We start from the raw sequence: 22,046 nt of genomic DNA on the forward strand, positions 1-22,046 counted from the left end.
CGGCGTCCCGAGTCCAGCAGGACTCGGGACGCCGTCAGCTGTCGAGGACGACGGCGACGATGCCGGCGAGGTGGGCGAGGCGGGCGAGTTCGGCGGCGCGGAACATCGGGCCGCCCGGACGGCCCGCCAGCAGGACGCGGTCCGGCTTGCCGATGGGGGTCGCCGCGAGTTCGGTGCCCAGCTCCCGCCAGGTCTCGGGCACCCAGGTGTCGTCGCCGTCGAGGATCGACGCGCGCGCCAGGGGCAGCCACGGCAGTTCGAGGTAGCCCTCCTGCGGGGCGGACGTGCTCGCCGCCAGCTGCTCGGCACCGCCCGAACGGTGCCCGAAGACCATCGCCCACCCCGATCGGATGATCTTGGGAACGCCTTCGGCGAAGATCTGCAGGCCGCGGCTCGGCTCGGCGGCGATCTCCTCGACCAGCTCGAGCTCGCGGTGGGTGTCCAGGACGCCCGCGTAGGGGCGGACCGCGTCGACCGTGACCCCGTCGACGGACTCGGCCGCGGTGATCAGCACGTCCGGCAGGCGCCCGGAGGGCAGCTCCACCACCAGGTCGTCGATCGCCACGCCGCCGCCCCGCTCGACGACGTCCACGCTGAGGATGTCGGCACCGATCTCGCCGAGCGCGCTCGCCACCGAGCCGAGGGTGCCCGGCTGGTCCGGAATCTGCACCCGGATGAGGAAGGACACCGGACTCAACGCCTCCAGTTTCGTGCGCGACACCTCGCCGGTCGCGCTGCTCCGCGCGCACGAGGCCGCGCTCCGGCGGCTCCTCGTGCGAGGAACTGGCGTGGGAAATTGTGGCAGATGCCGGTCGCCGCCGGTGCCACCGCCGTCCACGCAGTGGAACGAGCGGAGGCGCCCGCGGGTTCCGCCGCGCGCGCCCGCGCCGACGCGCCGCGCAACCCGCGGAGCGTGCCGAGGGGCCTGGTCAATAGACTGGGCCGTACCCCGTGAAACCGGACATGACCAGGGAGCCTTCGCAGTGTCCAAGATCTCCCGCGACGAGGTCGCACACCTCGCCGGCCTGGCGCGGCTGGCCGTCACCGAGGCCGAGCTCGACACCTTCGCCGGCCAGCTCGACCAGATCCTCGATGCGGTGGCCAAGGTGGGCGAGGTCGCTGCGGACGACATCCCGCCCACGACCCACGCCGTTCCGGTGACCAACGTCTTCCGCGAGGACGAGGTGCGGCCGGGCTTGACGCGCGAGCAGGCGCTCGCTGCGGCGCCCGCCGCTGAAGAGGACCGGTTCCGCGTGCCACGGATTCTCACCGAGGAGGCCTGATGACGACCGCATCCGGCGGCAGCCTGACCGGGCTGACCGCGGCAGAGCTCGCCGAGAAGCTGGAGGCGGGTGAGGTCTCGTCGGTCGAGGTGACGCAGGCCCACTTGGACCGGATCGCCGCGGTCGATGCGGCCGTGCACGCGTTCCTGCACGTGGACGCCGAGGGCGCGCTGGCCGCGGCCCGCCGGGTCGACGAGCGCCGCGCCGCGGGCGAGGCCGTCTCCCCGCTGGCCGGTGTGCCGCTGGCGCTCAAGGACGTGCTCACCACGACCGACATGCCCACCACCTGCGGCTCCAAGATGCTGGAGGGCTGGGTCCCGCCGTACGACGCCACCGTGACCACGCGGCTGCGCGAGGCGGGCGTGGTCATCCTCGGCAAGACGAACATGGACGAGTTCGCGATGGGCTCGTCGACCGAGAACTCCGCCTACGGCCCGACCCGCAACCCGTGGGACCTCAACCGCATCCCCGGTGGGTCCGGTGGTGGTTCGTCGGCGGCGCTGGCCGCGCTCGAGGCGCCCCTGGCCATCGGCACCGACACCGGCGGCTCGATCCGCCAGCCGGGCGCGGTGACCGGCACGGTCGGCGTGAAGCCCACCTACGGCGGGGTGTCCCGCTACGGCCTGGTGGCGTTCTCCTCGTCGCTGGACCAGCCGGGGCCGTGCGCGCGCACGGTGCTGGACGCCGCGCTGCTGCACGAGGTGATCGCCGGGCACGACCCGATGGACTCCACCTCGATCGCGCAGCCGGTGCCGCCGGTCGTGGCGGCGGCCCGGGAGGGCGCGGCCGGTGACCTCAAGGGCGTGCGCGTCGGCGTGGTGCGCGAGCTCTCCGGCGAGGGCTACCAGCCGGGCGTGCAGCGCGCGTTCGACGCCGCGGTCGAGCAGCTGTCCGCGCTGGGCGCGGAGGTCGTCGAGGTCTCCTGCCCGCACTTCGGCTACGCGCTGCCGGCCTACTACCTGATCGCGCCGAGCGAGTGCTCCTCGAACCTGGCCCGGTTCGACGCGATGCGCTACGGCCTGCGCGTCGGCGACGACGGCTCGCGCAGCGCCGAGGAGGTCATGTCGCTGACCCGCGAGGCCGGGTTCGGCCCGGAGGTCAAGCGCCGCATCATGCTCGGCACCTACGCGCTGTCCTCGGGCTACTACGACGCCTACTACGGGCAGGCGCAGAAGGTGCGGACGCTGATCACCCGCGACTTCGACGCTGCGTTCGGGGAGGTCGACGTGCTGGTCTCGCCGACCACCCCGACCACGGCGTTCGAGATCGGCGAGCGGGTCGACGACCCGATGGCGATGTACCTCGCCGACCTGTGCACGATCCCGTCGAACCTGGCGGGCAACGCCGCGATGAGCGTCCCCTGTGGACTGTCCGATGAGGACGGCCTGCCGGTCGGCCTGCAGATCATGGCCCCGGCGATGGCCGACGACCGGCTCTACCGGGTCGGTGCGGCGTACGAGACCGCGCGCGGCGCCTTCCGCGTGCCCGAGCTGGAGGTGGCGGTGTGAACCCGAAGTTGAAGGCGGCGTTCCAGCTGGCGTCGGTCCTGTCCGCGGCCTTCGGGCTGCGCGCGAGCATCCGCGCGGCCCGGGAGAAGAAGGACAAGCTCGAGATGGCGGACGCGATCATCACCGCGGCCGGGCTCGTCACCGGCACCGCGCTGGCGGTGCGGGCGCTGCGTCGAGGCGAGGAGGACGAGAAGTGACCGCCGTCGCCGAGATCATGGACTACGACGAGGTCGTGGCCCGGTTCGACCCGGTGCTCGGTCTCGAGGTGCACGTGGAGCTGTCCACGAAGACCAAGATGTTCTGCGGCTGCGCGAACGTCTTCGGCGCGGAGCCCAACACCCAGGTGTGCCCGGTGTGCTTGGGCCTGCCGGGTGCGCTGCCGGTGGTCAACGCCAAGGCCGTGGAGTCCGCGATCCGGATCGGCCTCGCGCTCAACTGCGAGGTCGCGGAGTGGTGCCGGTTCGCCCGGAAGAACTACTTCTACCCGGACATGCCGAAGAACTTCCAGACCTCGCAGTACGACGAGCCGATCGTGCACGACGGCTACCTCGACGTGGTGCTGGACGACGGCGAGACGTTCCGGGTCGAGATCGAGCGCGCCCACATGGAGGAGGACACCGGCAAGTCGCTGCACCGCGGCGGCGCTGACGGTCGCATCCACGGCGCGGACCACTCGCTGCTGGACTACAACCGGGCGGGCGTGCCGCTCATCGAGATCGTCACCAAGCCGATCGTCGGTGCCGGGGCGCGCGCTCCCGAGGTCGCCCGCGCCTACGTCACCGCGCTGCGGGACCTGTTGCGCGCGCTGGGCGTCTCCGACGTGCGGATGGACCAGGGCTCGCTGCGCTGCGACGCGAACGTGTCGCTGATGCCGAAGGGCTCGCAGGAGTTCGGCACCCGCACCGAGACGAAGAACGTCAACTCGCTGCGCAGCGTCGAGCGCGCGGTGCGCTTCGAGATGCAGCGGCACGCGGCGGTGCTGGCCTCCGGCGGCACGATCCTGCAGGAGACCCGGCACTTCGACGAGTCCACCGGCACCACCTCGGCGGGCCGCCGCAAGGAGACCTCCGAGGACTACCGGTACTTCCCGGAGCCGGACCTGGTGCCGATCGCGCCGTCCCGCGAGTGGGTCGAGGAGCTGGCCGGGACCCTGCCGGAGCTCCCCTGGGAGCGTCGCAGGCGCGCCAAGGACGAGTGGGGCCTGTCCGACGAGGAGCTGCGCGACCTGGTCAACGCCGGGGCGCTGGAGCTCATCGCCGAGACCGTGGAGGCCGGGGCGAAGCCGGGCGACGCCCGCTCCTGGTGGGTCTCCTACCTCGCCCAGCAGGCCAACTCCCGCGGTGTGGAGCTGGCGGACCTGGAGATCACGCCGAAGCAGGTCGCGCGGGTGATCGAGCTGGTCGCCGAGGGCAAGCTGACCAACAAGCTGGCCCGCCAGGTCGTCGACGGCGTGCTCGCCGGCGAGGGTGAGCCGGACGAGGTCGTGGCGGCCCGGGGCCTGGAGGTCGTCTCCGACGACTCGGCCCTGCAGAAGGCGGTCGACGAGGCGCTGGCGGCCCAGCCGGACGTGGCGGACAAGATCCGCGGCGGCAAGGTCCAGGCGGCGGGCGCCATCGTCGGCGCGGTCATGAAGGCCACCAAGGGCCAGGCCGACGCGAAGCGGGTCCGCGAGCTCGTCCTCGCGGCCTGCGGTCAGCAGGCCTGACAAGCACGCGGAGGGCGTCTCCCGCCGGCCGGTGGGAGACGCCCTCCGTCGTACCGGGAGCTCACCGGGTGATGCGGGCGATGTGGCCGTCCGGGCGGACCAGCACGTGCGTGCCGGGGGAGACGTCGTAGACCTCCCGGAAGGCCCCCTCGGCGTCCACGAGGGACGTGCCCGTGGGGGCCGAGGAGATGCGGTGGGCGTGGACGCCCGGTGCGGTCGCCGGGGGTTCGGCGTCGAACGCCAGGTGGGTCCAGTGCGGGCCGCGGAACAGGTCGAACAGGCGGACCCGCGCGCCGTGGGCGTCGCGCAGCGGTGAGTCCGGTGCGCGGTCACCGGCGCGGACCCGGCCCGGCTCCGGGCGGTCGTCGTGGGCCAGCGGGCCGCCGCGGTAGGAGATGTGGAGCTGGTCGGTCTCCGGGCCGCGCCGGTGCGCGTCCGGGTGCCCGTCGACGTGCCGCCGCAGCAGCTCGGTGCTCAGGCCGAGGACCGAGGCGGCGACCGGCAGGCGTTCCGCCTCGTAGCTGTCGAGGAGCTCGTCGCTGCCGTCGGCGAGCTTCCAGCCGAGGTTGTGGGCGTCTTGGACCCCGGTGTTCAGGCCCTGGCCACCGGTCGGCGGGTGGACGTGCGCCGCGTCGCCGGCGAGGAACACGCGGCCCTGGCGGAACCGCCGCGCCAGGCGGATGTTGGGGCGCCACACCGTGCACCAGGTCAGGTCGTGCATCCGGAGGTCGCTGCGGCCGGAGCACTGCTCGAGCACCGACTGCAGGGCGGCGAGCGTGGTGGCGGGCTCGACGCCGTCGGGCAGCGGGACGGCGCACTGGTAGGCGTCGGTGCCCGCCAGGGGCATGAGGACGATGCCCCGGCCCGGGTCGTCGGCGTCGCCGAACCAGTGGCCGAAGTCGTGGTCCAGCCCGGTGACCGCCACGTCGGCGACCAGCATCCGGTGCGTCTCGCGCGTCTCGCCGACGAAGGCGATGCCGGCCGCCTTGCGCACCGTGCTGCGCCCGCCGTCGGCGCCGACGAGGTGGGCCGCGCGCACCTCTCCCGTGCTCAGCGTCGCCGTCACGCCCTCGGGGTCCTGCTGGAACCCGAGGAGCGCCACGCCCCGCTCGACCTCGACGCCGAGCTCCCGCAACCTCCCGCGCAAGACCTCCTCGGTGCGCCACTGCGGCACCGCCCAGCCGTTCGGGTGGGGGACGTCGGGGGTGGGCTCGACGACCTCGGCCATCCGGCGCTCGCCCACGTACCGGCCACCCACGTACGCCCGCATCGGAGCCGGCAGCATCCCGCTCTCCAGCACCTCGTCGAGCACGCCGAGGTCGTCGAAGACCTCCAGCGTGCGGGGTTGCAGGCCGTCACCGCGCGATCCGGTGAGCGGTGCGGCGGCCGCGTCGACGATCCGCAGGTCGACGCCGCGTCTGGCCAGGTCGATGGCCAGCGTCAGGCCCGTCGGCCCCGCGCCGGCGATGAGCACTCGGGTGTCCACGTCCGCTCCTCACTGAAACCGGATTCACTGAATTCTGGTTCAGAGTGGTGCTTGCTAGCGTGCCGTGTCAAGGAACGGGAGGTGTCATGGCGGACAGCCGCAAGGCCAAGGCCGCGGAGACGGAGGCCGCGCTGAAGGCCGCTGCTCGGCGCGTCTTCGACCGGGTCGGCTACCTCAACGCGAAGATCACCGACATCACCGCCGAGGCGGGGCGGGCCGCCGGGTCGTTCTACAACCACTTCGGCAGCAAGGAAGACCTGCTGGAGTCGCTGCTGTCGGACATGATCGAGGCCGGCGACCAGGAGGTCCTCGCCGACGCCGAGCACGACGCGGACTTCCGCAAGCGCGAGGCCATCCGCTGGCACGTCGCGCAGTACTGGCGCTTCTTCCAGGCGCACCGCACCGAGGTGCTCGCACTGGACCAGGCGGCCATGGTGGACCAGCGTTTCGCCGAGCGCCTCGCGACCCTGCTGGAACCCGACCTCCGCCACCTGGCCGACCACTTCGCCGAGGTCTCGGACCGCCCCGAGGCCACCGCCCTGGCGGTCTCGGCCCTGTGGCGGCAGTTCGCGCACACCACGCTGGTGCAGCGGCACCCGGCGGTCGCCGACCTCACCGACGACGAGGCGATCGACCTGCTGACCGACCTCACCGACCGCGGCGTGAACGGCCGCTGATCAGTCCTTGCCCGCGGTCCCGCCGGTCGGCGGTTCGAGGCGCAGCACGCGGTCGTCGCTGGAGACCGGGGCGCCGCCGTCCTTGTTCGACGTGCCCAGCCAGATCAGGCCGTCGGGGGCCAGCGTGGCGGCGGAGAAGCGCCCGTAGGTCTTCTCCATGACCTTCGCCGGCTGGCCGACGACGGTGCCGTCCGGCGCCGGGGTGAGCGTGTAGAGGGCGGCGGCGTCGCGCAGCGCCACCACCACGGTCGTCGGGTCGGCGGCGCACCCGGCGACCCCGGGCCGGTCCGACCAGGTCCACGACGGCGCGCCCAGCGGCTCGCCGAGCTCCAGCCGGAACAGCGCGTCCTGGCCGCCCAGCCGGTCGGTCACCCAGTAGGTGCCCAGGCCGGGCGTGCCGCACAGCCCGCCGGGGTCGGTGAGGCCGGAGACGACCACCGGCGACCGCGGGTCCGGGTTGCCCTGCGCCGGTGCGCCGAAGCCGTCGATGCGCAGCAGCTTGCCGGCCAGCGACTGCGGGTCCGCGGCGCTGCCGGGGTCGCCCGCGTTGCCGGTGGCGACCAGCAGCGCGCCCTGGCCGTCGTCCAGCAGCGCACCCGAGTTGCCGCGCGGTCCCTTGGGGATGCCGGTCAGCACCGGCTTGGGGCGGTCGCCCGCCGCGACCCGCACGACGCGGTTGTCGCTGCCGGTGGTGACGTAGGCGTAGAACAGCTCGTCCTCGTGGTAGGTCGGGGACAGCGCCAGCCCGGTGAGGCCCCCGCCGCTGCTGGCGTCGACCGGGATCCGCGCCAGCTCAACGGGTTCTGCGCCGCGCTCCACCCGCAGCACGCGCCCGGTGGCCCGCTCGCCGACCAGCGCGGCGGTCCCGTCGGGCAGCACCGCGATCGCGCCGACCGGGTCCAGGCAGGTCGCCACCACGGCCGGGTCCGGGTCCTGGCAGCCCACCGGCTCGGCCGGCTGCTGCGGCGGGGTGTCGGACTGCGGCGGGGGTTCCTCGGTCTCGAACGAGGGCTGCGGGCCGGCCTGCGGTTCCAGCGACGGCGGGTCGCCCCACGGCCTGGTGTGCTCGTCGGGGAACTGCGCGCAGCCCGCCAGGAGCGCGCCGAGCACCACGGTCGTGCTCACCAGGACTCGACGCATGCGCTTCGGGACTGCCACGGCGGTCGAGCCTATCGACCCACCGGTGAACCCGCGGTGAGCCCGCCCGGTTCCGCCCTGCGGAAGCTCGGGGTCAGGACGGCGCAGCCTTGCGGCGCGGACCGTCCTCCGGCAGCGGCAGGCGGACCCGCGGGACCTCCGGCGGCGGGGGGTCGACGCCCAGCCGGGCGCGTTCGACGGCCTCGACGCGGCGCAGCAGCAGCGCCAGCTCGGCCCGCACCGCGTCCGGGGCCTCGAACGGCAGGAAGTGCGACGCCGGCAGCTCCCGCACGCGCGCCTGCGGGAGCTCGGCGACGGTCCGCGCGATGCTGCCGACGTCCGCCAGCACGTCGTGCGCACCGGCGAGCACCGTGACCGGGCAGGACAGGCCGGACACCCGGGGGCCCGCCGAGGCGCTCCAGGCGAGGCTGAGCTCGGCGTGCCACCGCCAGTCGTGCTGGAGCAGCCGGCGGACCGCCGCGGTGAGCGCGGCGGTGTCGGCCTCCGCCCGCAGCAGGCCCGCGCTCCGCAGCACCCCGGCGGGCAGGTCGCCGACCGGCACGCTCGCGGTGACCGACTCCAGGAGGTCGCCGACCCACCGCAGCGACGTCGACCCGCCGAGGGCGAGCAGCCGCCGGACCGCGGTCGGGAACCCGACGGCGTGCAGCAGTGTCTCGGTGCCGAGCGTCGGGGGAGCGGCCAGCAGCATCGCGCCGCGGATGCGGTCCGGGAAGCGCCGCGCGAGGTCGAGCGCCACCACCGTGCCGCCCGACCAACCGACCACCACGGCGGCCTCCGCGCCGGCGGCGTCGAGCGCGGCGATCGCCTCCTCGGCGTGCTCGGCCGGTGTCACCGCGCCCGGACGGGGTGACCAGGTGATCGCCCGCGCGGCGGAGTCCACCGGCAGCAGCCCGGGGAACGCCGCCAGCTCCGGGCACCGCAGCACCACCGGCCGGACGGCCGTCCCGGCGCGCGGCCGGTCCCCGCTACCAGCGGAACCGTGGGGACCGCGGAACACTCGCCGCACCATCGGGTCATTCTGCCGCACCGTGGGCGGGCGGTCTCAGGCGAATCACGTGTCGAGGCTGTTTCGCCTGAAAGGGTCGCACGTCGGGGTGACCATGCCCTAGCCTCGTCCGGCGTGAGGACCCACGACGATCGCCCCGGCGGTGCGGGCGGCTACCCCGACGATCGCAGCTACGGCGCGCACGCCCAAGGTTCGGCGGGTGTGCCAGGTGCCCGAGGCACGCAGAGCTTCGGTGCGCAGAAGTACGACTACTACGACGATGACGACGGCTACAGCACGGCCGACGCCACGTCCCTGGTCGATCCGCGCGGGGGTGGCGAGGACGTCTACTACGACGACCTCGGCAACACCCGCAAACCGTTCGGCTGGAGCGGTAGCACCGACCTCGGTCTGCTGGTCCTGCGGCTGGCGCTGGGCGGCATCTTCCTCGCGCACGGCGCCCAGAAGCTCTTCGGCGTGCTCGGCGGTCCGGGCCCCGAGGGTTTTGCCCAGGCGCTGTCGGAGATGGGTTTCCAGCAGAGCGCCACGCTCGCGCTGGTCACCGGTGCCACCGAGCTCGGTGCCGGTGCGCTGCTGGTGCTCGGCCTGTTCACCCCGCTGGCCGCGGCCGGCGTGGTGGGGGTGATGGCCAACGCGATCGTCCTCAAGCTCGGTGCCGGTTTCTTCGCCGCCACCGGTGGTTTCGAGTTCGAGGCGACGCTCGGCGTGCTGGCCCTGGGCCTGATGTTCACCGGGCCCGGCCGGGTGGCGCTGGACAACGGGCGGGTCTGGTTCCGCCGTCCGCTGGCGTTCGGCTTCGTCGGGCTGGTCATCGCCGCGGCCGCGGCGACGGTGGTCCTGCTGCTGTTCCACAAGCCCTGATCGGGGCTCGACAGCGGGGGCGCGCACGCCGAGTGCGCGCCCCCGCTGTCGTGGGCGCGGCGCACGCCGCGAACCCCTCGAACAGGTGAAGCGCGCAGGGCACCTCCCACCGACCCCGTGGGCGAGGGGTGCCCTGCGCTCCTCGACGATCACTCACTTGTTGATGTCGCGGACCGCTCCGTGGGAGGCGGAGGTGGCGAGGCGGGCGTAGGCGCGCAGCGCCGCCGAGACCTTCCGGTCACGACCCACCGGCTGCCACGGGTGCTCGCTCGCCTCCATCTTGGCGCGCCGCTCGGCCAGGACCTCGTCGGGGACGAGCAGTTCCAGCTTGCGCTCGTGGACATCGATCAGGATCTGGTCGCCGTCCTCCACCAGGCCGATCGTGCCGCCGTTGGCCGCTTCCGGGGAGATGTGGCCGATCGACAGCCCCGACGAACCACCGGAGAACCGGCCGTCGGTGATCAGCGCGCACTTCTTGCCCAGCCCGGAGCCCTTCAGGAAGGCCGTCGGGTGCAGCATCTCCTGCATGCCCGGGCCGCCCGCGGGGCCCTCGTAGCGGACCACCAGCACCTCGCCCGGCTGGACCTCCTTGTTGAGGATCACCGAGACGGCCTGCTCCTGGCTCTCCACCACGCGCGCCGGGCCCTGGAAGCGCCACAGCTCCTCCTCGACGCCGGCCGTCTTGACCACCGCGCCCTCCTCGGCGAGGTTGCCCTTGAGCACGGCCAGCCCGCCGTCCGCGGTGTAGGCGTGCGCGACGTCGCGGATGCACCCGTTCACCGGGTCGGTGTCCAGGGAGGACCAGCGGTTGGTGGTGGAGAACGCCTCCGTGGTGCGCACCCCGCCGGGCGCGGCGTGGAACAGCTCGATGGCCTCCTCCGACGGCGACTCACCGCGGACGTCCCACTTGGACAGCCACTCGGTGAGGTTCGCGCTGTGCACTGAGGACACGTCGCGGTGCAGCAGCCCCGCGCGGTCCAGCTCGCCGAGGATCGCGGTGATGCCGCCGGCCCGGTGCACGTCCTCCATGTGGTAGTCGGAGTTCGGGCTGACCTTCGACAGGCACGGCACCCGGCGGCTGATCTCGGCGATGTCGTCCAGGGTGAAGTCGACCTCGCCCTCGATCGCGGCGGCCAGCGTGTGCAGCACCGTGTTGGTCGAGCCGCCCATCGCCATGTCCAGCGCCATGGCGTTCTGGAACGCCTTCTCGTTCGCGATGGACCGCGGCAGCACCGACTCGTCGTCCTCGCCGTAGTAGCGCTTGGCGATGCGCACGACGGTCCGGCCCGCCTCCTCGAACAGCGTGCGGCGCGCGGCGTGCGTGGCCAGCGTCGAGCCGTTGCCGGGCAGTGCCAGGCCGAGCGCCTCGGTGAGGCAGTTCATGGAGTTCGCGGTGAACATGCCCGAGCACGATCCGCAGGTCGGGCAGGCGGAGCGCTCCACCTCGGTGAGCCCGGCGTCGTCCACCGCGCTGTTCGCCGACGCGGCGATGGTGGTGATGAGGTCGGTCGGCGCGTGCGCCACGCCGTCCACCACGACCGCCTTGCCGGCCTCCATCGGACCGCCGGAGACGAACACCGTCGGGATGTTCAGCCGCATCGCGGCGTTGAGCATGCCCGGGGTGATCTTGTCGCAGTTGGAGATGCACACCAGCGCGTCCGCCTGGTGGGCGTTGACCATGTACTCCACCGAGTCGGCGATGAGCTCGCGGGAGGGCAGCGAGTAGAGCATGCCGCCGTGGCCCATGGCGATGCCGTCGTCGACCGCGATGGTGTGGAACTCCCGCGGCACACCGCCGGATTCCCGGACCGCCTCGGCCACCACGTCACCGAGGTCGCGCAGGTGCACGTGCCCGGGCACGAACTGGGTGTAGGAGTTGGCGATCGCGACGATCGGCTTGCCGAAGTCGTCGTCGGTCATGCCGGTGGCACGCCACAGCGACCGGGCGCCTGCGGCGTTGCGGCCATGGGTGGTAGTACGAGAGCGCAGCTGGGGCATGGTGCGAGCTTCCTCCTGGCTTCTCTTGCGTGGCGGGCGGAACCTCGCCAGACCGCCTGGCTGCGGGATCCGGTGTCCGACGCAATGTCCGGTGCACGGCGGGCGTCTTCGACGGGCGACCGCTCGAGGACCCGCGGCGGTGCTGGTGGGTCAGGTGGGTCGCACGCGACCACGGCCGCCGGTGTGGCGGTGCGACTCCGCGGTGCTGTCCACCGCCAGGGCGAGCGGATTGCCGCGTGCCTGACGGTCGTCGTGCCCCGGACGAACCCGCACCGGGGCCCGTCGCCGGGGCGCGTTCGGGGACGGCGCCACGCCTTGTGGGCGTGGCAGTGCCGCCGAGATTACTCCTGCGCCTCCGGGTTGGGCAGCCGCCCACCGCTCATCACCGACAGGCGGGGCAGGTCGCGCACCCGCACCGCGGGCAGGGTGACCTCCTGGCCGGAGGAGAGCACCGCCTTCAGCCACCGCTTCTCGTCCAGGCGCAGCGAGGCGACCTGGTCCCAGTCGAACCGGTTGCTGCCCAGCGCCGTGCGCACCGCGATCCGCTCGGGGCTGACCGTGGTCCGGGTGCGCAGGATCCACCAGGCCAGGCCCAGCGGGACCAGGTAGACGAGCAGGCCCCACGGGTAGGCGCCCCAGGCCAACGGGGTGGCGCAGACGAGGACGGCGACCACGGCGAGCAGCGACACCGGGGTGATCCGGAACGTCAGCGACTTCGGCAGCGGCGGCTGCTCCGGCTGGGAGCTCGCCGGGGCCTCGTCGGCCGGGTGGGTCTCGGGCTGCTCGGGCTGCTGCGGGGTCTCGCTCACGCCGTCGATGGTCTCACCTGCGGTTGCGCACCCGCCAAGGTCCCGTCGCCCGGACGCGGCGGTGCCCCGGCCGGGCGCGGCGCACGTCACACAGCGGCGGGGTGGTCGGCCCCTGACGTGCGGTGACAGCCTCGTGGGAGGGCGCGCGCCCACGACCCGCGCGTCCACCATGCGGGAAGATCGTCCCGCATGGTTTGACGGGGACCCGCGCGTTGATTAACGTCCACACCATGCTGCGACTGCACGACATCCTCGTACTTCCCAGGCGCGTCGACGCCTAGGAAGTTCGCAGCGTCGACGCGCCAACCCTCGTGAGGCCCTTCGTGGTCTGCGAGGGTTTTTTCGTGTCCGGCCCACCCTTCGACCTTGAGGCAGACCCGATGACCAGCGCCAATACCAGGCAGAATCCGGTCCCGGCGCCCCCGCCTGGACGCCGCCCCAAGCCCGCACCGCCCAGCGGTGCCCCTGTGAAGGTCACCGGTGCGCAGGCACTGGTGCGTTCGCTGGAGTCCGTTGGTTGTGAGATCGTCTTCGGCATCCCGGGCGGCACCATCCTCCCGTCCTACGACCCGTTGCTCGACTCCCAGAAGGTGCGCCACGTGCTGGTCCGGCACGAGCAGGGCGCCGGGCACGCCGCCACCGGGTACGCCCAGGCCACCGGCAAGGTCGGGGTGTGCATGGCGACCTCCGGGCCGGGTGCGACCAACCTCGTCACCGCGCTGGCCGACGCGCACATGGACTCGGTGCCGGTCGTGGCCATCACCGGCCAGCAGAGCACCGCGCTGATCGGCTCCGACGCCTTCCAGGAAGCCGACATCTGCGGCATCACGCTGCCCATCACCAAGCACAACTTCCTGGTCACCGACCCCGCGGACATCCCGCGCACCATCGCCGAGGCGTTCTACATCGCCTCCAGCGGCCGTCCCGGCCCGGTGCTGGTCGACATCCCCAAGAACGTCCAGACCGCCACCACCTCGTTCTCCTGGCCGCCGGAGATGAAGCTGCCGGGCTACCGGCCCACCAGCAAGCCGCACGGCAAGCAGGTCCGGGAGGCCGCCAAGCTGATCACCGAGGCGCAGCGCCCGGTGCTCTACGTCGGCGGCGGCGTGATCAAGGCCGAGGCGCACGCCGAGCTGCGCGAGCTGGCCGAGCGCACCGGCATCCCGGTGGTCACCACGCTCATGGCGCGCGGTGCGTTCCCCGACTCGCACCCGCAGCACCTGGGCATGCCCGGCATGCACGGCACGGTCGCCGCGGTCACCGCGATGCAGCGCGCCGACCTGCTCATCGCGCTGGGCGCCCGCTTCGACGACCGGGTCACCGGCCAGCTGTCGTCGTTCGCGCCGGAGGCCAAGGTGGTGCACGCCGACATCGACCCGGCGGAGATCTCCAAGAACCGCCACGCGGACGTGCCGATCGTCGGCGACTGCAAGGACGTGCTCACCGAGCTGATCGAGGCGGTCGCCAACGCCACCGCCGACCACGGCACCGCGGACCTGACCGCCTGGTGGGCCCAGCTCAACGACTGGCGCGAGCGCTTCCCGCTGGGCTACGAGTGGCCCGCCGACGGCAGCCTGTCGCCGGAGTACGTCATCGAGCGGCTGGGCGAGCTGGTCGGGCCGGACGCCATCTACGCGGCCGGGGTCGGGCAGCACCAGATGTGGGCCGCCCAGTTCATCGGCTACGAGAACCCGCGCACCTGGCTCAACTCCGGTGGCCTGGGCACCATGGGCTACGCCGTGCCGGCCGCGATGGGCGCCAAGGCCGGCGCGCCGGACAAGGTGGTGTGGGCCATCGACGGCGACGGCTGCTTCCAGATGACCAACCAGGAGCTGGCCACCTGCGCCATCGAGGAGCTGCCCATCAAGGTGGCCGTCATCAACAACGGCAACCTCGGTATGGTCCGGCAGTGGCAGAACCTCTTCTACGCCGAGCGCTACTCACACAGTGACCTCGGGACCCACAAGCACCGCATCCCGGACTTCAAGCTGCTGGCCGAGGCCTACGGCTGCGCGGGCCTGCGGTGCGAGTCCAAGGAGGACGTCGACAGCGTCATCCAGCGGGCGATGGAGATCGACGACCGACCCGTCGTGATCGACTTCGTGGTGGGTGCGGACGCCCAGGTGTGGCCGATGGTGCCCGCCGGGACGAGCAACGACGAGATCATGGCGGCGCGCAACGTCCGCCCGCAGTTCGAGGACGAGGAGTGAGCGGGCGATGAGCCGACACACGCTCAGCGTGCTGGTGGAGAACGTCCCCGGTGTCCTGGCCCGGGTCTCCGGGCTGTTCTCCCGGCGCAGCTTCAACATCGAGTCGCTCGCCGTCGGCCCGACCGAGCACCCGGAGATCTCCCGGATGACGATCGTGGTCGCGGTCAACGAGCAGCCGCTGGAACAGGTCACCAAGCAGCTCAACAAGCTGGTCAACGTCATCAAGATCGTGGAGCTGGAGCCGGAGGCGTCGGTCCAGCGGGAGCTGCTGCTGGTGAAGGTCCGCGCCGACGCCTCGGTGCGCAGCCAGGTGCTGGAGACGGTGCAGCTGTTCCGCGCGAAGGTGGTGGACGTCTCGCCGGAGGCGCTGACCATCGAGGCCACCGGTACCGCCGATAAGCTCGACGCGTTGCTGCGAATGCTGGAACCGTACGGCGTCCGCGAGATGGTGCAGTCGGGCACGATCGCGATCGGTCGGGGTCCGCGCTCCATCACGGCCACAGCAGTGCGCTGAACCCCGCCACAGGCCGCGAAGAAAAGTGAAAACAAGCTCGACCTGCGTAGCGGTGCCGGCAGCGGAACCTCAGCGCCCGCCCGAGCTCCGGGATCCCCGACTCATGCGTGCCCGATGCACCACGCTGGGGCTGTCCTCGTCAGGGGGACGCTGAGGACCCGCGGCGGTGCCGGTCGCGAGGGTGGACCGAGCAGCTCCGCCGCTCCACAGGTCGATGAAGCTCGAAAGGAACCGCTGAATCCCCATGGCAGTTGAAATCTTCTACGACGCGGACGCCGACCTGGGCATCGTGCAGGGCCGCAAGGTCGCGGTCATCGGCTACGGCAGCCAGGGCCACGCGCACGCGCTGAGCCTGCGCGACTCCGGCGTCGACGTCCGGATCGGTCTGCCGGAGGGCTCCAAGTCGCGCGCCAAGGCGGAGGAGGACGGCCTGAAGGTCCTCACCCCGTCCGAGGCCGCCGCCGAGGCCGACCTGATCATGATCCTGGCGCCCGACACCAAGCAGCGCGAGATCTACGCCAACGACATCGCGCCGAACCTGTCCAAGGGCGACGCGCTGTTCTTCGGCCACGGCTTCAACATCCGCTACGGCCTGATCCAGCCGCCGGCCGACGTGGACGTCGCCATGGTCGCCCCGAAGGGGCCGGGCCACCTGGTGCGCCGCCAGTTCGTGGACGGCAAGGGCGTGCCGTGCCTGATCGCCGTGGAGCAGGACGCCTCCGGCGGCGCGCAGGCGCTCGCGCTGTCCTACGCCGCGGCCATCGGCGGTGCCCGGGCCGGCGTCATCAAGACCACCTTCAAGGAGGAGACCGAGACCGACCTGTTCGGTGAGCAGGCGGTCCTCTGCGGTGGTACCTCGGCGCTGGTCCAGGCCGGCTTCGAGACCCTGGTCGAGGCGGGCTACCAGCCGGAGATCGCCTACTTCGAGGTGCTGCACGAGCTGAAGCTGATCGTCGACCTCATGTGGGAGGGCGGCATCGCCGGCCAGCGCTACTCCTGCAGCGACACCGCCGAGTACGGCGACCTCACCCGCGGCCCGCGCGTGATCGACTCGCACGTCAAGGAGAACATGCGCAAGGTCCTGGCCGAGATCCAGGACGGCTCCTTCGCCAAGGAGTGGGTGGCCGAGGACGAGGCCGGTCGCCCGAACTTCACCAAGCTGCAGGCCGAGGGCAACGCCCACCAGATCGAAGAGGTCGGCAAGAAGCTGCGCTCGCTGATGTCCTGGACCAACAAGTGAGCTGACCCGGTGCGCGCACCGCGCACCCTCGCCACGGTTCTCAGCGGCGCGTCACCCACGCGCGCCGCTGGTCGCGAACGGCCCGGTGCACCCCACGAGGGGCGCCGGGCCTCGTGCCGTCCGCGGTCGGTCACGTCCCGGGGACCCCGCGTCCGCCAGGGGTGGACCGATCGCTGCCCGTGAGGATTACAGTACGCATCGTGAGTGAGAACGAGATCGTCGACGACAAGGCGCACATCCGCGACCGGCTGGACTTTTCGAAGGCGGAGTGGATCACCAGCACCGACGACCCCGACGAGCCCGGCGTGGAGATCGCGTTCGTCGACGGCTACGTCGGCATGCGCAACGGGGCGGACCCGGACGGGCCCGTCCTGGTCTTCACCCCGGCGGAGTGGGACGCGTTCGTCGCCGGGGCCAAGGACGGCGAGTTCGACGAGCCGTGACCGACCGGGACCGAGTCCCGCGCCCGGGTGGACCTCGGGGCGGCGTCGGCGTGTCCCGGACCGCTGCTCCGACGAGGTGGTGCTCTCGACCCCCCGCAGCGGTGGTGCGTGACCGTCGCCACCCCCGTTGATCTGCGACAATGCGGGTGACCCGGACCCCGGGGCGGACGGTGGGAGCACCGGTGATCCGGACTACACCCTTGTGAACAGTTTCTCAATCTCCCGTTAAACTCCCCCCTCGTCCGGGCACAACGTCGTGCCGACCGTGATCTTCCACTGGAGTTCGCCCGTGACCAATGCAAGCCGTCCTGTCGTCCTGATCGCCGAGAAGTTGGCTCCGACCGTGATCGACGCCCTCGGGGACGGCGTCGAGATCCGCAACGTGGACGGCACGGACCGGCCGGCGTTGCTCGACGCCGTCGCTGAGGCCGACGCGCTGCTGGTCCGCTCCGCCACCAAGGTCGACGCCGAGGTGCTGTCCGCGGCGAAGAAGCTCAAGGTCGTCGCCCGCGCCGGGGTGGGCCTGGACAACGTCGAGGTTCCGGCCGCCACCGAGCGCGGCGTGATGGTGGTCAACGCGCCGACCTCCAACATCGTCTCCGCGGCCGAGCACGCGGTGGCCCTGCTGCTGGCGGTGGCCCGCAACGTGCCGCAGGCCGACGCGAGCCTCAAGGGCGGGGCCTGGAAGCGCAGCGCCTACACCGGCGTCGAGCTCAACGGCAAGACCGTCGGCGTGGTCGGCCTGGGCAAGATCGGCCAGCTGTTCGCGCAGCGGGTGGCCGCCTTCGGCACCAAGCTGATCGCCTACGACCCCTACGTCTCGCCGGCCCGCGCCGCCCAGCTGGGCATCGAGCTGGTGTCGCTGGACGAGCTGCTCTCCCGTGCCGACGCGATCTCCATCCACCTGCCCAAGACCGCCGAGACGCTGGGCCTGATCGGCGCCGAGGAGCTGAAGAAGGCCAAGCCCGGCATGCTCATCGTCAACGCCGCCCGCGGTGGCCTCATCGACGAGGACGCGCTGGTCGACGCGCTGCGCAACGGCCAGGTCGGCGGCGCGGCGATCGACGTGTTCAAGACCGAGCCGACCACCGAGAGCCCGCTGTTCGAGCTGGACAACGTGGTGGTCACCCCGCACCTGGGCGCGTCCACCCGGGAGGCCCAGGACCGCGCGGGCACCGACGTGGCCCGCTCGGTGCGGCTGGCGCTGCGCGGCGACTTCGTGCCGGACGCGGTCAACGTCCAGGGCGGTGCGGTCGGTGAGGAGGTCCGCCCGTACCTGTCGCTGACCCAGAAGCTCGGCCAGCTGCTGGCCGCGCTGCTGGGCACCACGCCGAGCTCGGTGACCATCGAGGCGCGCGGCGAGCTGGCCGACGAGGACGTCTCGGTGCTGCAGCTGGCGGCGCTGCGCGGCGTGTTCTCCGGTGCGGTGGAGAGCCAGGTGACCTTCGTCAACGCCCCGCAGCTCGCCGAGGAGCTGGGCGTGCAGGTGGAGATCGAGACCTCCCCGGAGAGCCCGAACCACCGCAGCGTCGTGACGGTGCGCGCGGGGCTCTCGGACGGCCGCACCGCGCGCGTGTCGGGTGCGCTGTCCGGCTCGAACCAGGTGGAGAAGCTGGTGGAGGTCAACGGCCGCCACTTCGACCTGCGGGCCGAGGGCAACGTGCTGCTGCTGGAGTACCCGGACCGCCCGGGCGTGATGGGCAAGGTCGGCACCCTGCTCGGCGAGGTCGGCGTGAACATCGAGGCGGCGACGGTCAGCCAGACCACCGAGCGCTCCGACGCGATCATGCTGCTGCGCGTGGACCGGCCGGTGGAGCCGGGCGTGCTGGAGCCGATCGGCGCCGCGGTCGGCGCCCGGATCGTCCGCACCGTGACCTTCGAGTGAGTCCGGTCTTCCTGCAACGTGGGGTGCGTCCTCCGGGCGCACCCCACGTTCGCGTCTGCTGGTCCGAACGGGGTTACTGCTCGGTCAGGTGACACGGGACGCGTTCCGCGATGTGAGACGTCCTCAGCATCGCACCAGCGGATCCGCTGCTTTCACTCTTTCGTGTGTCCCACGGTCCGGGAAGCTTCATCCACTTGGTGGGCCCGGCATGCCGTCGCTCGCGCACATGCCGGTAGCCTTCGGCTCAACAGTTCGAGCCCCGCGGGTCGGGGTGGTTCTCGGGAGGTGTGTAGATGCGGCTCGCTGTGATCCCCGGCGACGGGATCGGGCCGGAGGTGATTGCCGAGGCATTGAAGGTCCTCGGTGAGGTCGTACCGGACACCGAGATCACTCGATACGACCTGGGAGCCGCGCGCTGGCACGCGACGGGAGAACTGCTCCCCGAGTCCGTCCTCAGCGAACTCCGGCAGCACGACGCGATCCTGCTGGGCGCGGTCGGCGACCCGTCGGTGCCCAGCGGCATCCTGGAGCGCGGGCTGCTGCTCCGGCTGCGCTTCGAGCTCGACCACCACGTCAACCTGCGCCCGGCGCGGCTGTACCCGGGCGTGAAGAGCCCGGTGGCCGACCCGGGTGAGATCGACATGGTCGTGGTGCGCGAGGGCACCGAGGGCCCGTACGCGGGCAACGGCGGTCTGCTGCGCAAGGACACCACGCACGAGATCGCCACCGAGGTCAGCATCAACACCGCGTTCGGCGTGGAGCGCGTGGTGCGCGACGCCTTCGCCCGCGCCGCCTCCCGGCCGCGCAAGCACCTGACCCTGGTGCACAAGACCAACGTGCTCACCCACGCCGGGTCGCTGTGGTCGCGCGTGGTGGAAGAGGTCTCGCTGCAGTACCCGGACGTCACCGTCGCCTACCAGCACGTGGACGCCACCACCATCCACATGGTCACCGACCCGAGCCGGTTCGACGTGATCGTCACCGACAACCTGTTCGGCGACATCATCACCGACCTGGCCGGGGCGATCACCGGTGGCATCGGGCTGGCCGCCAGCGGCAACATCGACGCCACCCGCCGCAACCCGAGCATGTTCGAGCCGGTGCACGGCAGCGCGCCGGACATCGCCGGCCAGGGCGTGGCCGACCCGACGGCCGCGGTGCTGTCGGTGGCCATGCTGCTGGACCACGTGGGCCTGGCCGAGGCCGCCAAGCGCGTCGAGGCCTCGGTGGCGTTCGACCTGGCCACCCGCGACCACTCGGCGCCGGGGGCGACCTTCGCCATCGGCGACCGCCTCGCGGCCCTGGTCTCGTCCCGCGAGGTCGCGCCGCAGACCTGATCCCGTCGTCGTGGAGGGCGTCCCGGTCCGCCGGGGCGCCCTCGTCGTGTTCCACGAAGTGGGAACGGGTGGCCACTTGGTGGTCGGGGGCGCGTTGTGGCAGCATGGGCCCGTGGCTCTCCGCAGCAGCGCGATCATCATTGGCGAGCGCGCCGGGTAACGACTCCGCACCCCCGGCGCGCTGACCTCTCGCACCTGCGGGGGGTCTTTTTTGTTGCCTGCGTCGCCGCACCCACCACCACAGACGCCATCGGGAGAGGAAGCAGTGACCCGAACCACCCCGGCCGGAACCCCTCTGGGCGACGAGTTCCACGTCTACGACACGACGCTGCGGGACGGCGCGCAGCGCGAAGGCATCTCCTACTCGGTCACCGACAAGCTCGCCGTCGCGCGGCTGCTGGACTCGCTCGGCGTCGGCTTCATCGAGGGCGGCTGGCCCGGCGCGCTGCCCAAGGACACCGAGTTCTTCCACCGCGCCGCCGAGGGCGAGCTCGACCTGCAGCACGCCGCTCTGGTCGCCTTCGGGTCCACCCGCCGCGCCGGGGCCACAGTGGACGAGGACCCGCAAGTGCGGGCGCTGCTGGACTCCCGCGCGCCCGTGGTGACCCTGGTGGCCAAAGCGGACCGCAGGCACATCGAGCGAGCCCTGCGCACCGACGTGGCCGAGAACTGCGCGATGGTCGCCGACACCGTGCGGTTCCTGGTCGGTGCAGGGCGCCGGGTGTTCGTCGACGCGGAGCACTTCTTCGACGGCTACGCCTTCGACCCCGACACCGCGTTGCGCGTGCTCGAGTCCGCTGTGGAGGCGGGCGCCGACGTCGTGGTGCTGTGCGACACCAACGGCGGGCAGCTGCCGCTGCAGCTCGCCGAGACCGTCGGCGAGGTCGCCGCGCGCACCGGGTTCCGGCTCGGGATCCACTGCCAGGACGACACCGGGTGCGCGGTGGCCAACAGCGTCGCGGCCGTGCAGGCCGGTGCGACGCACGTGCAGTGCACCGCCAACGGGTACGGCGAGCGCGCCGGCAACGCGGACCTGTTCGCGGTGGTCGGGAACCTGGCCGCGAAGCTCGGGATGCCGGTGCTGCCCGAGGGTCGGCTGGAAGAGCTCACCCGGACCTCCCACGCGATCGCCGAGATCGCTAACCTGGCGCCGGACACGCACCAGGCGTACGTGGGGCAGTCGGCCTTCGCGCACAAGGCGGGACTGCACGCGAGCGCGATCCGGGTGGACCCCGAGCTGTACAACCACGTCGACCCGGCCGTGGTGGGCAACGACATGCGCGTGCTGGTGACCGAGATGGCCGGGCGCGCCAGCCTGGAGCTCAAGGGGGCCGAGCTCGGGCTCGACCTGTCCAGCGCGCCGGACGCGGTCACCGGCGCGGTCCGCCGCGTCAAGGAGCTGGAGGCGCGCGGCTGGTCCTTCGAGGCCGCGGACGCGTCGCTGGAACTGCTGCTGCGCCGGGAGATGGCGAGCGTCGGCGGTGCCGACCCGGTGGAGGCGCCGTTCCAGCTGGAGTCCTACCGGGTGGTGCTCGACCACCGGTCCGACGGCGAGGTGATCGCCGAGGCCACCGTCAAGGTGCACGTGGCGGGGGAGCGGGTGATCGCCACCGCCGAGGGCAACGGGCCGGTCAACGCGCTGGACGCGGCGCTGCGCGAAGCGCTGGTCCCGCACCTGCCGTGGCTGGGGTCGGTCGAACTGGCGGACTACAAGGTCCGCATCCTCACCGACGAGCGCGGCACCGACGCGGTCACCCGCGTGCTGGTGGAGTCCCGCGACGGGGAGGACGAGTGGACCACGGTGGGCGTCCACGCCAACATCGTCGAGGCCAGCTGGCTCGCGCTCTGCGACGCCCTCGTCCACAAGGCCTCCCGCGAGGCCGTCCCGCAGTGACGCACACCCCCGTGAGGTGAAGGCGACTCCGG

General features: G+C 72.3%; 19 protein-coding genes. 13 read left to right on the forward strand and 6 right to left on the reverse strand.

Translation table 11 applies throughout. The annotated features are described in order from the left end of the window. Positions 1–34: 34 nt before the first annotated feature. Positions 35–688 (reverse strand): ACT domain-containing protein, encoded by a 654-nt coding sequence (locus HNR68_RS08540; RefSeq protein ID WP_179724795.1) that lies wholly within the window; start codon positions 686–688, stop codon positions 35–37. A 295-nt stretch (positions 689–983) separates the two neighbouring features. Between HNR68_RS08540 and gatC the strand changes: the two genes are divergently transcribed. From gatC to gatB, 4 genes are read left to right on the forward strand one after another with little or no spacing between them, the layout of a single operon-like run. Then, a complete protein-coding gene (gene gatC, locus HNR68_RS08545; protein ID WP_179719295.1) occupies positions 984–1,283 on the forward strand; it encodes an Asp-tRNA(Asn)/Glu-tRNA(Gln) amidotransferase subunit GatC in 300 nt (99 codons plus the stop codon). Beyond that, the gene (gene gatA, locus HNR68_RS08550; RefSeq protein ID WP_179719297.1) at positions 1,283–2,791 is read left to right on the forward strand and encodes an Asp-tRNA(Asn)/Glu-tRNA(Gln) amidotransferase subunit GatA; all 1,509 of its coding nucleotides are present in this window, start codon (positions 1,283–1,285) and stop codon (positions 2,789–2,791) included. Before gatC ends, gatA begins: the two co-directional genes overlap by 1 nt. Then, positions 2,788–2,988, forward strand: coding sequence for a hypothetical protein (locus HNR68_RS08555; RefSeq protein WP_179719299.1), 201 nt, complete (start codon positions 2,788–2,790; stop codon positions 2,986–2,988). Before gatA ends, HNR68_RS08555 begins: the two co-directional genes overlap by 4 nt. Continuing rightward, a complete protein-coding gene (gene gatB / locus HNR68_RS08560; RefSeq protein WP_179719301.1) occupies positions 2,985–4,496 on the forward strand; it encodes an Asp-tRNA(Asn)/Glu-tRNA(Gln) amidotransferase subunit GatB in 1,512 nt (503 codons plus the stop codon). The genes HNR68_RS08555 and gatB overlap by 4 nt, the downstream gene beginning before the upstream one ends. Positions 4,497–4,557: 61 nt before the next feature. Here gatB and HNR68_RS08565 read toward each other — a convergent pair whose 3' ends face one another. Then, positions 4,558–5,982: an FAD-dependent monooxygenase gene (locus tag HNR68_RS08565; RefSeq protein WP_179719303.1), complete on the reverse strand. Its 1,425-nt coding sequence runs from the start codon at positions 5,980–5,982 to the stop codon at positions 4,558–4,560. A gap of 86 nt (positions 5,983–6,068) precedes the next feature. On the opposite strand from HNR68_RS08565, the gene HNR68_RS08570 reads away from it, so the two are divergent. Continuing rightward, the gene (locus tag HNR68_RS08570; protein WP_179719305.1) at positions 6,069–6,659 is read left to right on the forward strand and encodes a TetR/AcrR family transcriptional regulator; all 591 of its coding nucleotides are present in this window, start codon (positions 6,069–6,071) and stop codon (positions 6,657–6,659) included. Here HNR68_RS08570 and HNR68_RS08575 read toward each other — a convergent pair whose 3' ends face one another. Both HNR68_RS08575 and HNR68_RS08580 read right to left on the reverse strand, forming a co-directional pair. Continuing rightward, positions 6,660–7,817, reverse strand: coding sequence for a PQQ-dependent sugar dehydrogenase (locus HNR68_RS08575; protein ID WP_343050004.1), 1,158 nt, complete (start codon positions 7,815–7,817; stop codon positions 6,660–6,662). A gap of 73 nt (positions 7,818–7,890) precedes the next feature. Then, positions 7,891–8,826 carry an alpha/beta fold hydrolase gene (locus HNR68_RS08580; RefSeq protein ID WP_179719307.1) on the reverse strand — a complete coding sequence of 312 codons (936 nt, stop codon included), beginning with the start codon at positions 8,824–8,826 and terminating at the stop codon, positions 7,891–7,893. Positions 8,827–9,024: 198 nt separating this feature from the next. Here HNR68_RS08580 and HNR68_RS08585 point away from each other — a divergent pair, with 198 nt between their 5' ends. Further along, positions 9,025–9,684 carry a DoxX family protein gene (locus HNR68_RS08585; RefSeq protein WP_343050005.1) on the forward strand — a complete coding sequence of 220 codons (660 nt, stop codon included), beginning with the start codon at positions 9,025–9,027 and terminating at the stop codon, positions 9,682–9,684. Positions 9,685–9,837: 153 nt separating this feature from the next. On the opposite strand, the gene ilvD is transcribed toward HNR68_RS08585, so the two are convergent. Further along, positions 9,838–11,682 carry a dihydroxy-acid dehydratase gene (gene ilvD, locus HNR68_RS08590; protein WP_179719311.1) on the reverse strand — a complete coding sequence of 615 codons (1,845 nt, stop codon included), beginning with the start codon at positions 11,680–11,682 and terminating at the stop codon, positions 9,838–9,840. Between the two features lie 341 nt (positions 11,683–12,023). Then, positions 12,024–12,491 (reverse strand): PH domain-containing protein, encoded by a 468-nt coding sequence (locus tag HNR68_RS26710; protein ID WP_343050006.1) that lies wholly within the window; start codon positions 12,489–12,491, stop codon positions 12,024–12,026. A 380-nt stretch (positions 12,492–12,871) separates the two neighbouring features. On the opposite strand from HNR68_RS26710, the gene HNR68_RS08600 reads away from it, so the two are divergent. The 7 genes from HNR68_RS08600 (at position 12,872) to cimA (ending at position 22,014) form a co-directional block, all read left to right on the forward strand. Further along, positions 12,872–14,701, forward strand: a complete 1,830-nt coding sequence (locus HNR68_RS08600) for an acetolactate synthase large subunit (RefSeq protein ID WP_179719313.1) — start codon at positions 12,872–12,874, stop codon at positions 14,699–14,701. A 7-nt stretch (positions 14,702–14,708) separates the two neighbouring features. Further along, a complete protein-coding gene (gene ilvN, locus HNR68_RS08605) occupies positions 14,709–15,215 on the forward strand; it encodes an acetolactate synthase small subunit (protein WP_179719315.1) in 507 nt (168 codons plus the stop codon). 244 nt (positions 15,216–15,459) lie between these two features. Next, positions 15,460–16,455 (forward strand): ketol-acid reductoisomerase, encoded by a 996-nt coding sequence (gene ilvC / locus HNR68_RS08610; protein ID WP_179719317.1) that lies wholly within the window; start codon positions 15,460–15,462, stop codon positions 16,453–16,455. Positions 16,456–16,652: 197 nt separating this feature from the next. Beyond that, a complete protein-coding gene (locus tag HNR68_RS08615) occupies positions 16,653–16,898 on the forward strand; it encodes a DUF397 domain-containing protein (RefSeq protein WP_179724800.1) in 246 nt (81 codons plus the stop codon). A gap of 289 nt (positions 16,899–17,187) precedes the next feature. After that, positions 17,188–18,783, forward strand: coding sequence for a phosphoglycerate dehydrogenase (gene serA / locus HNR68_RS08620; protein WP_179719319.1), 1,596 nt, complete (start codon positions 17,188–17,190; stop codon positions 18,781–18,783). Positions 18,784–19,076: 293 nt separating this feature from the next. Further along, entirely contained in the window at positions 19,077–20,120 is a 1,044-nt protein-coding gene (locus tag HNR68_RS08625) for a 3-isopropylmalate dehydrogenase (RefSeq protein ID WP_179719321.1), read from the forward strand. A 265-nt stretch (positions 20,121–20,385) separates the two neighbouring features. Continuing rightward, entirely contained in the window at positions 20,386–22,014 is a 1,629-nt protein-coding gene (gene cimA / locus HNR68_RS08630) for a citramalate synthase (RefSeq protein WP_179719322.1), read from the forward strand. Positions 22,015–22,046 lie beyond the last annotated feature (32 nt).

The sequence above is a fragment of the Saccharopolyspora hordei genome (assembly GCF_013410345.1).
Taxonomy (GTDB): Bacteria; Actinomycetota; Actinomycetes; order Mycobacteriales; family Pseudonocardiaceae; genus Saccharopolyspora; species Saccharopolyspora hordei.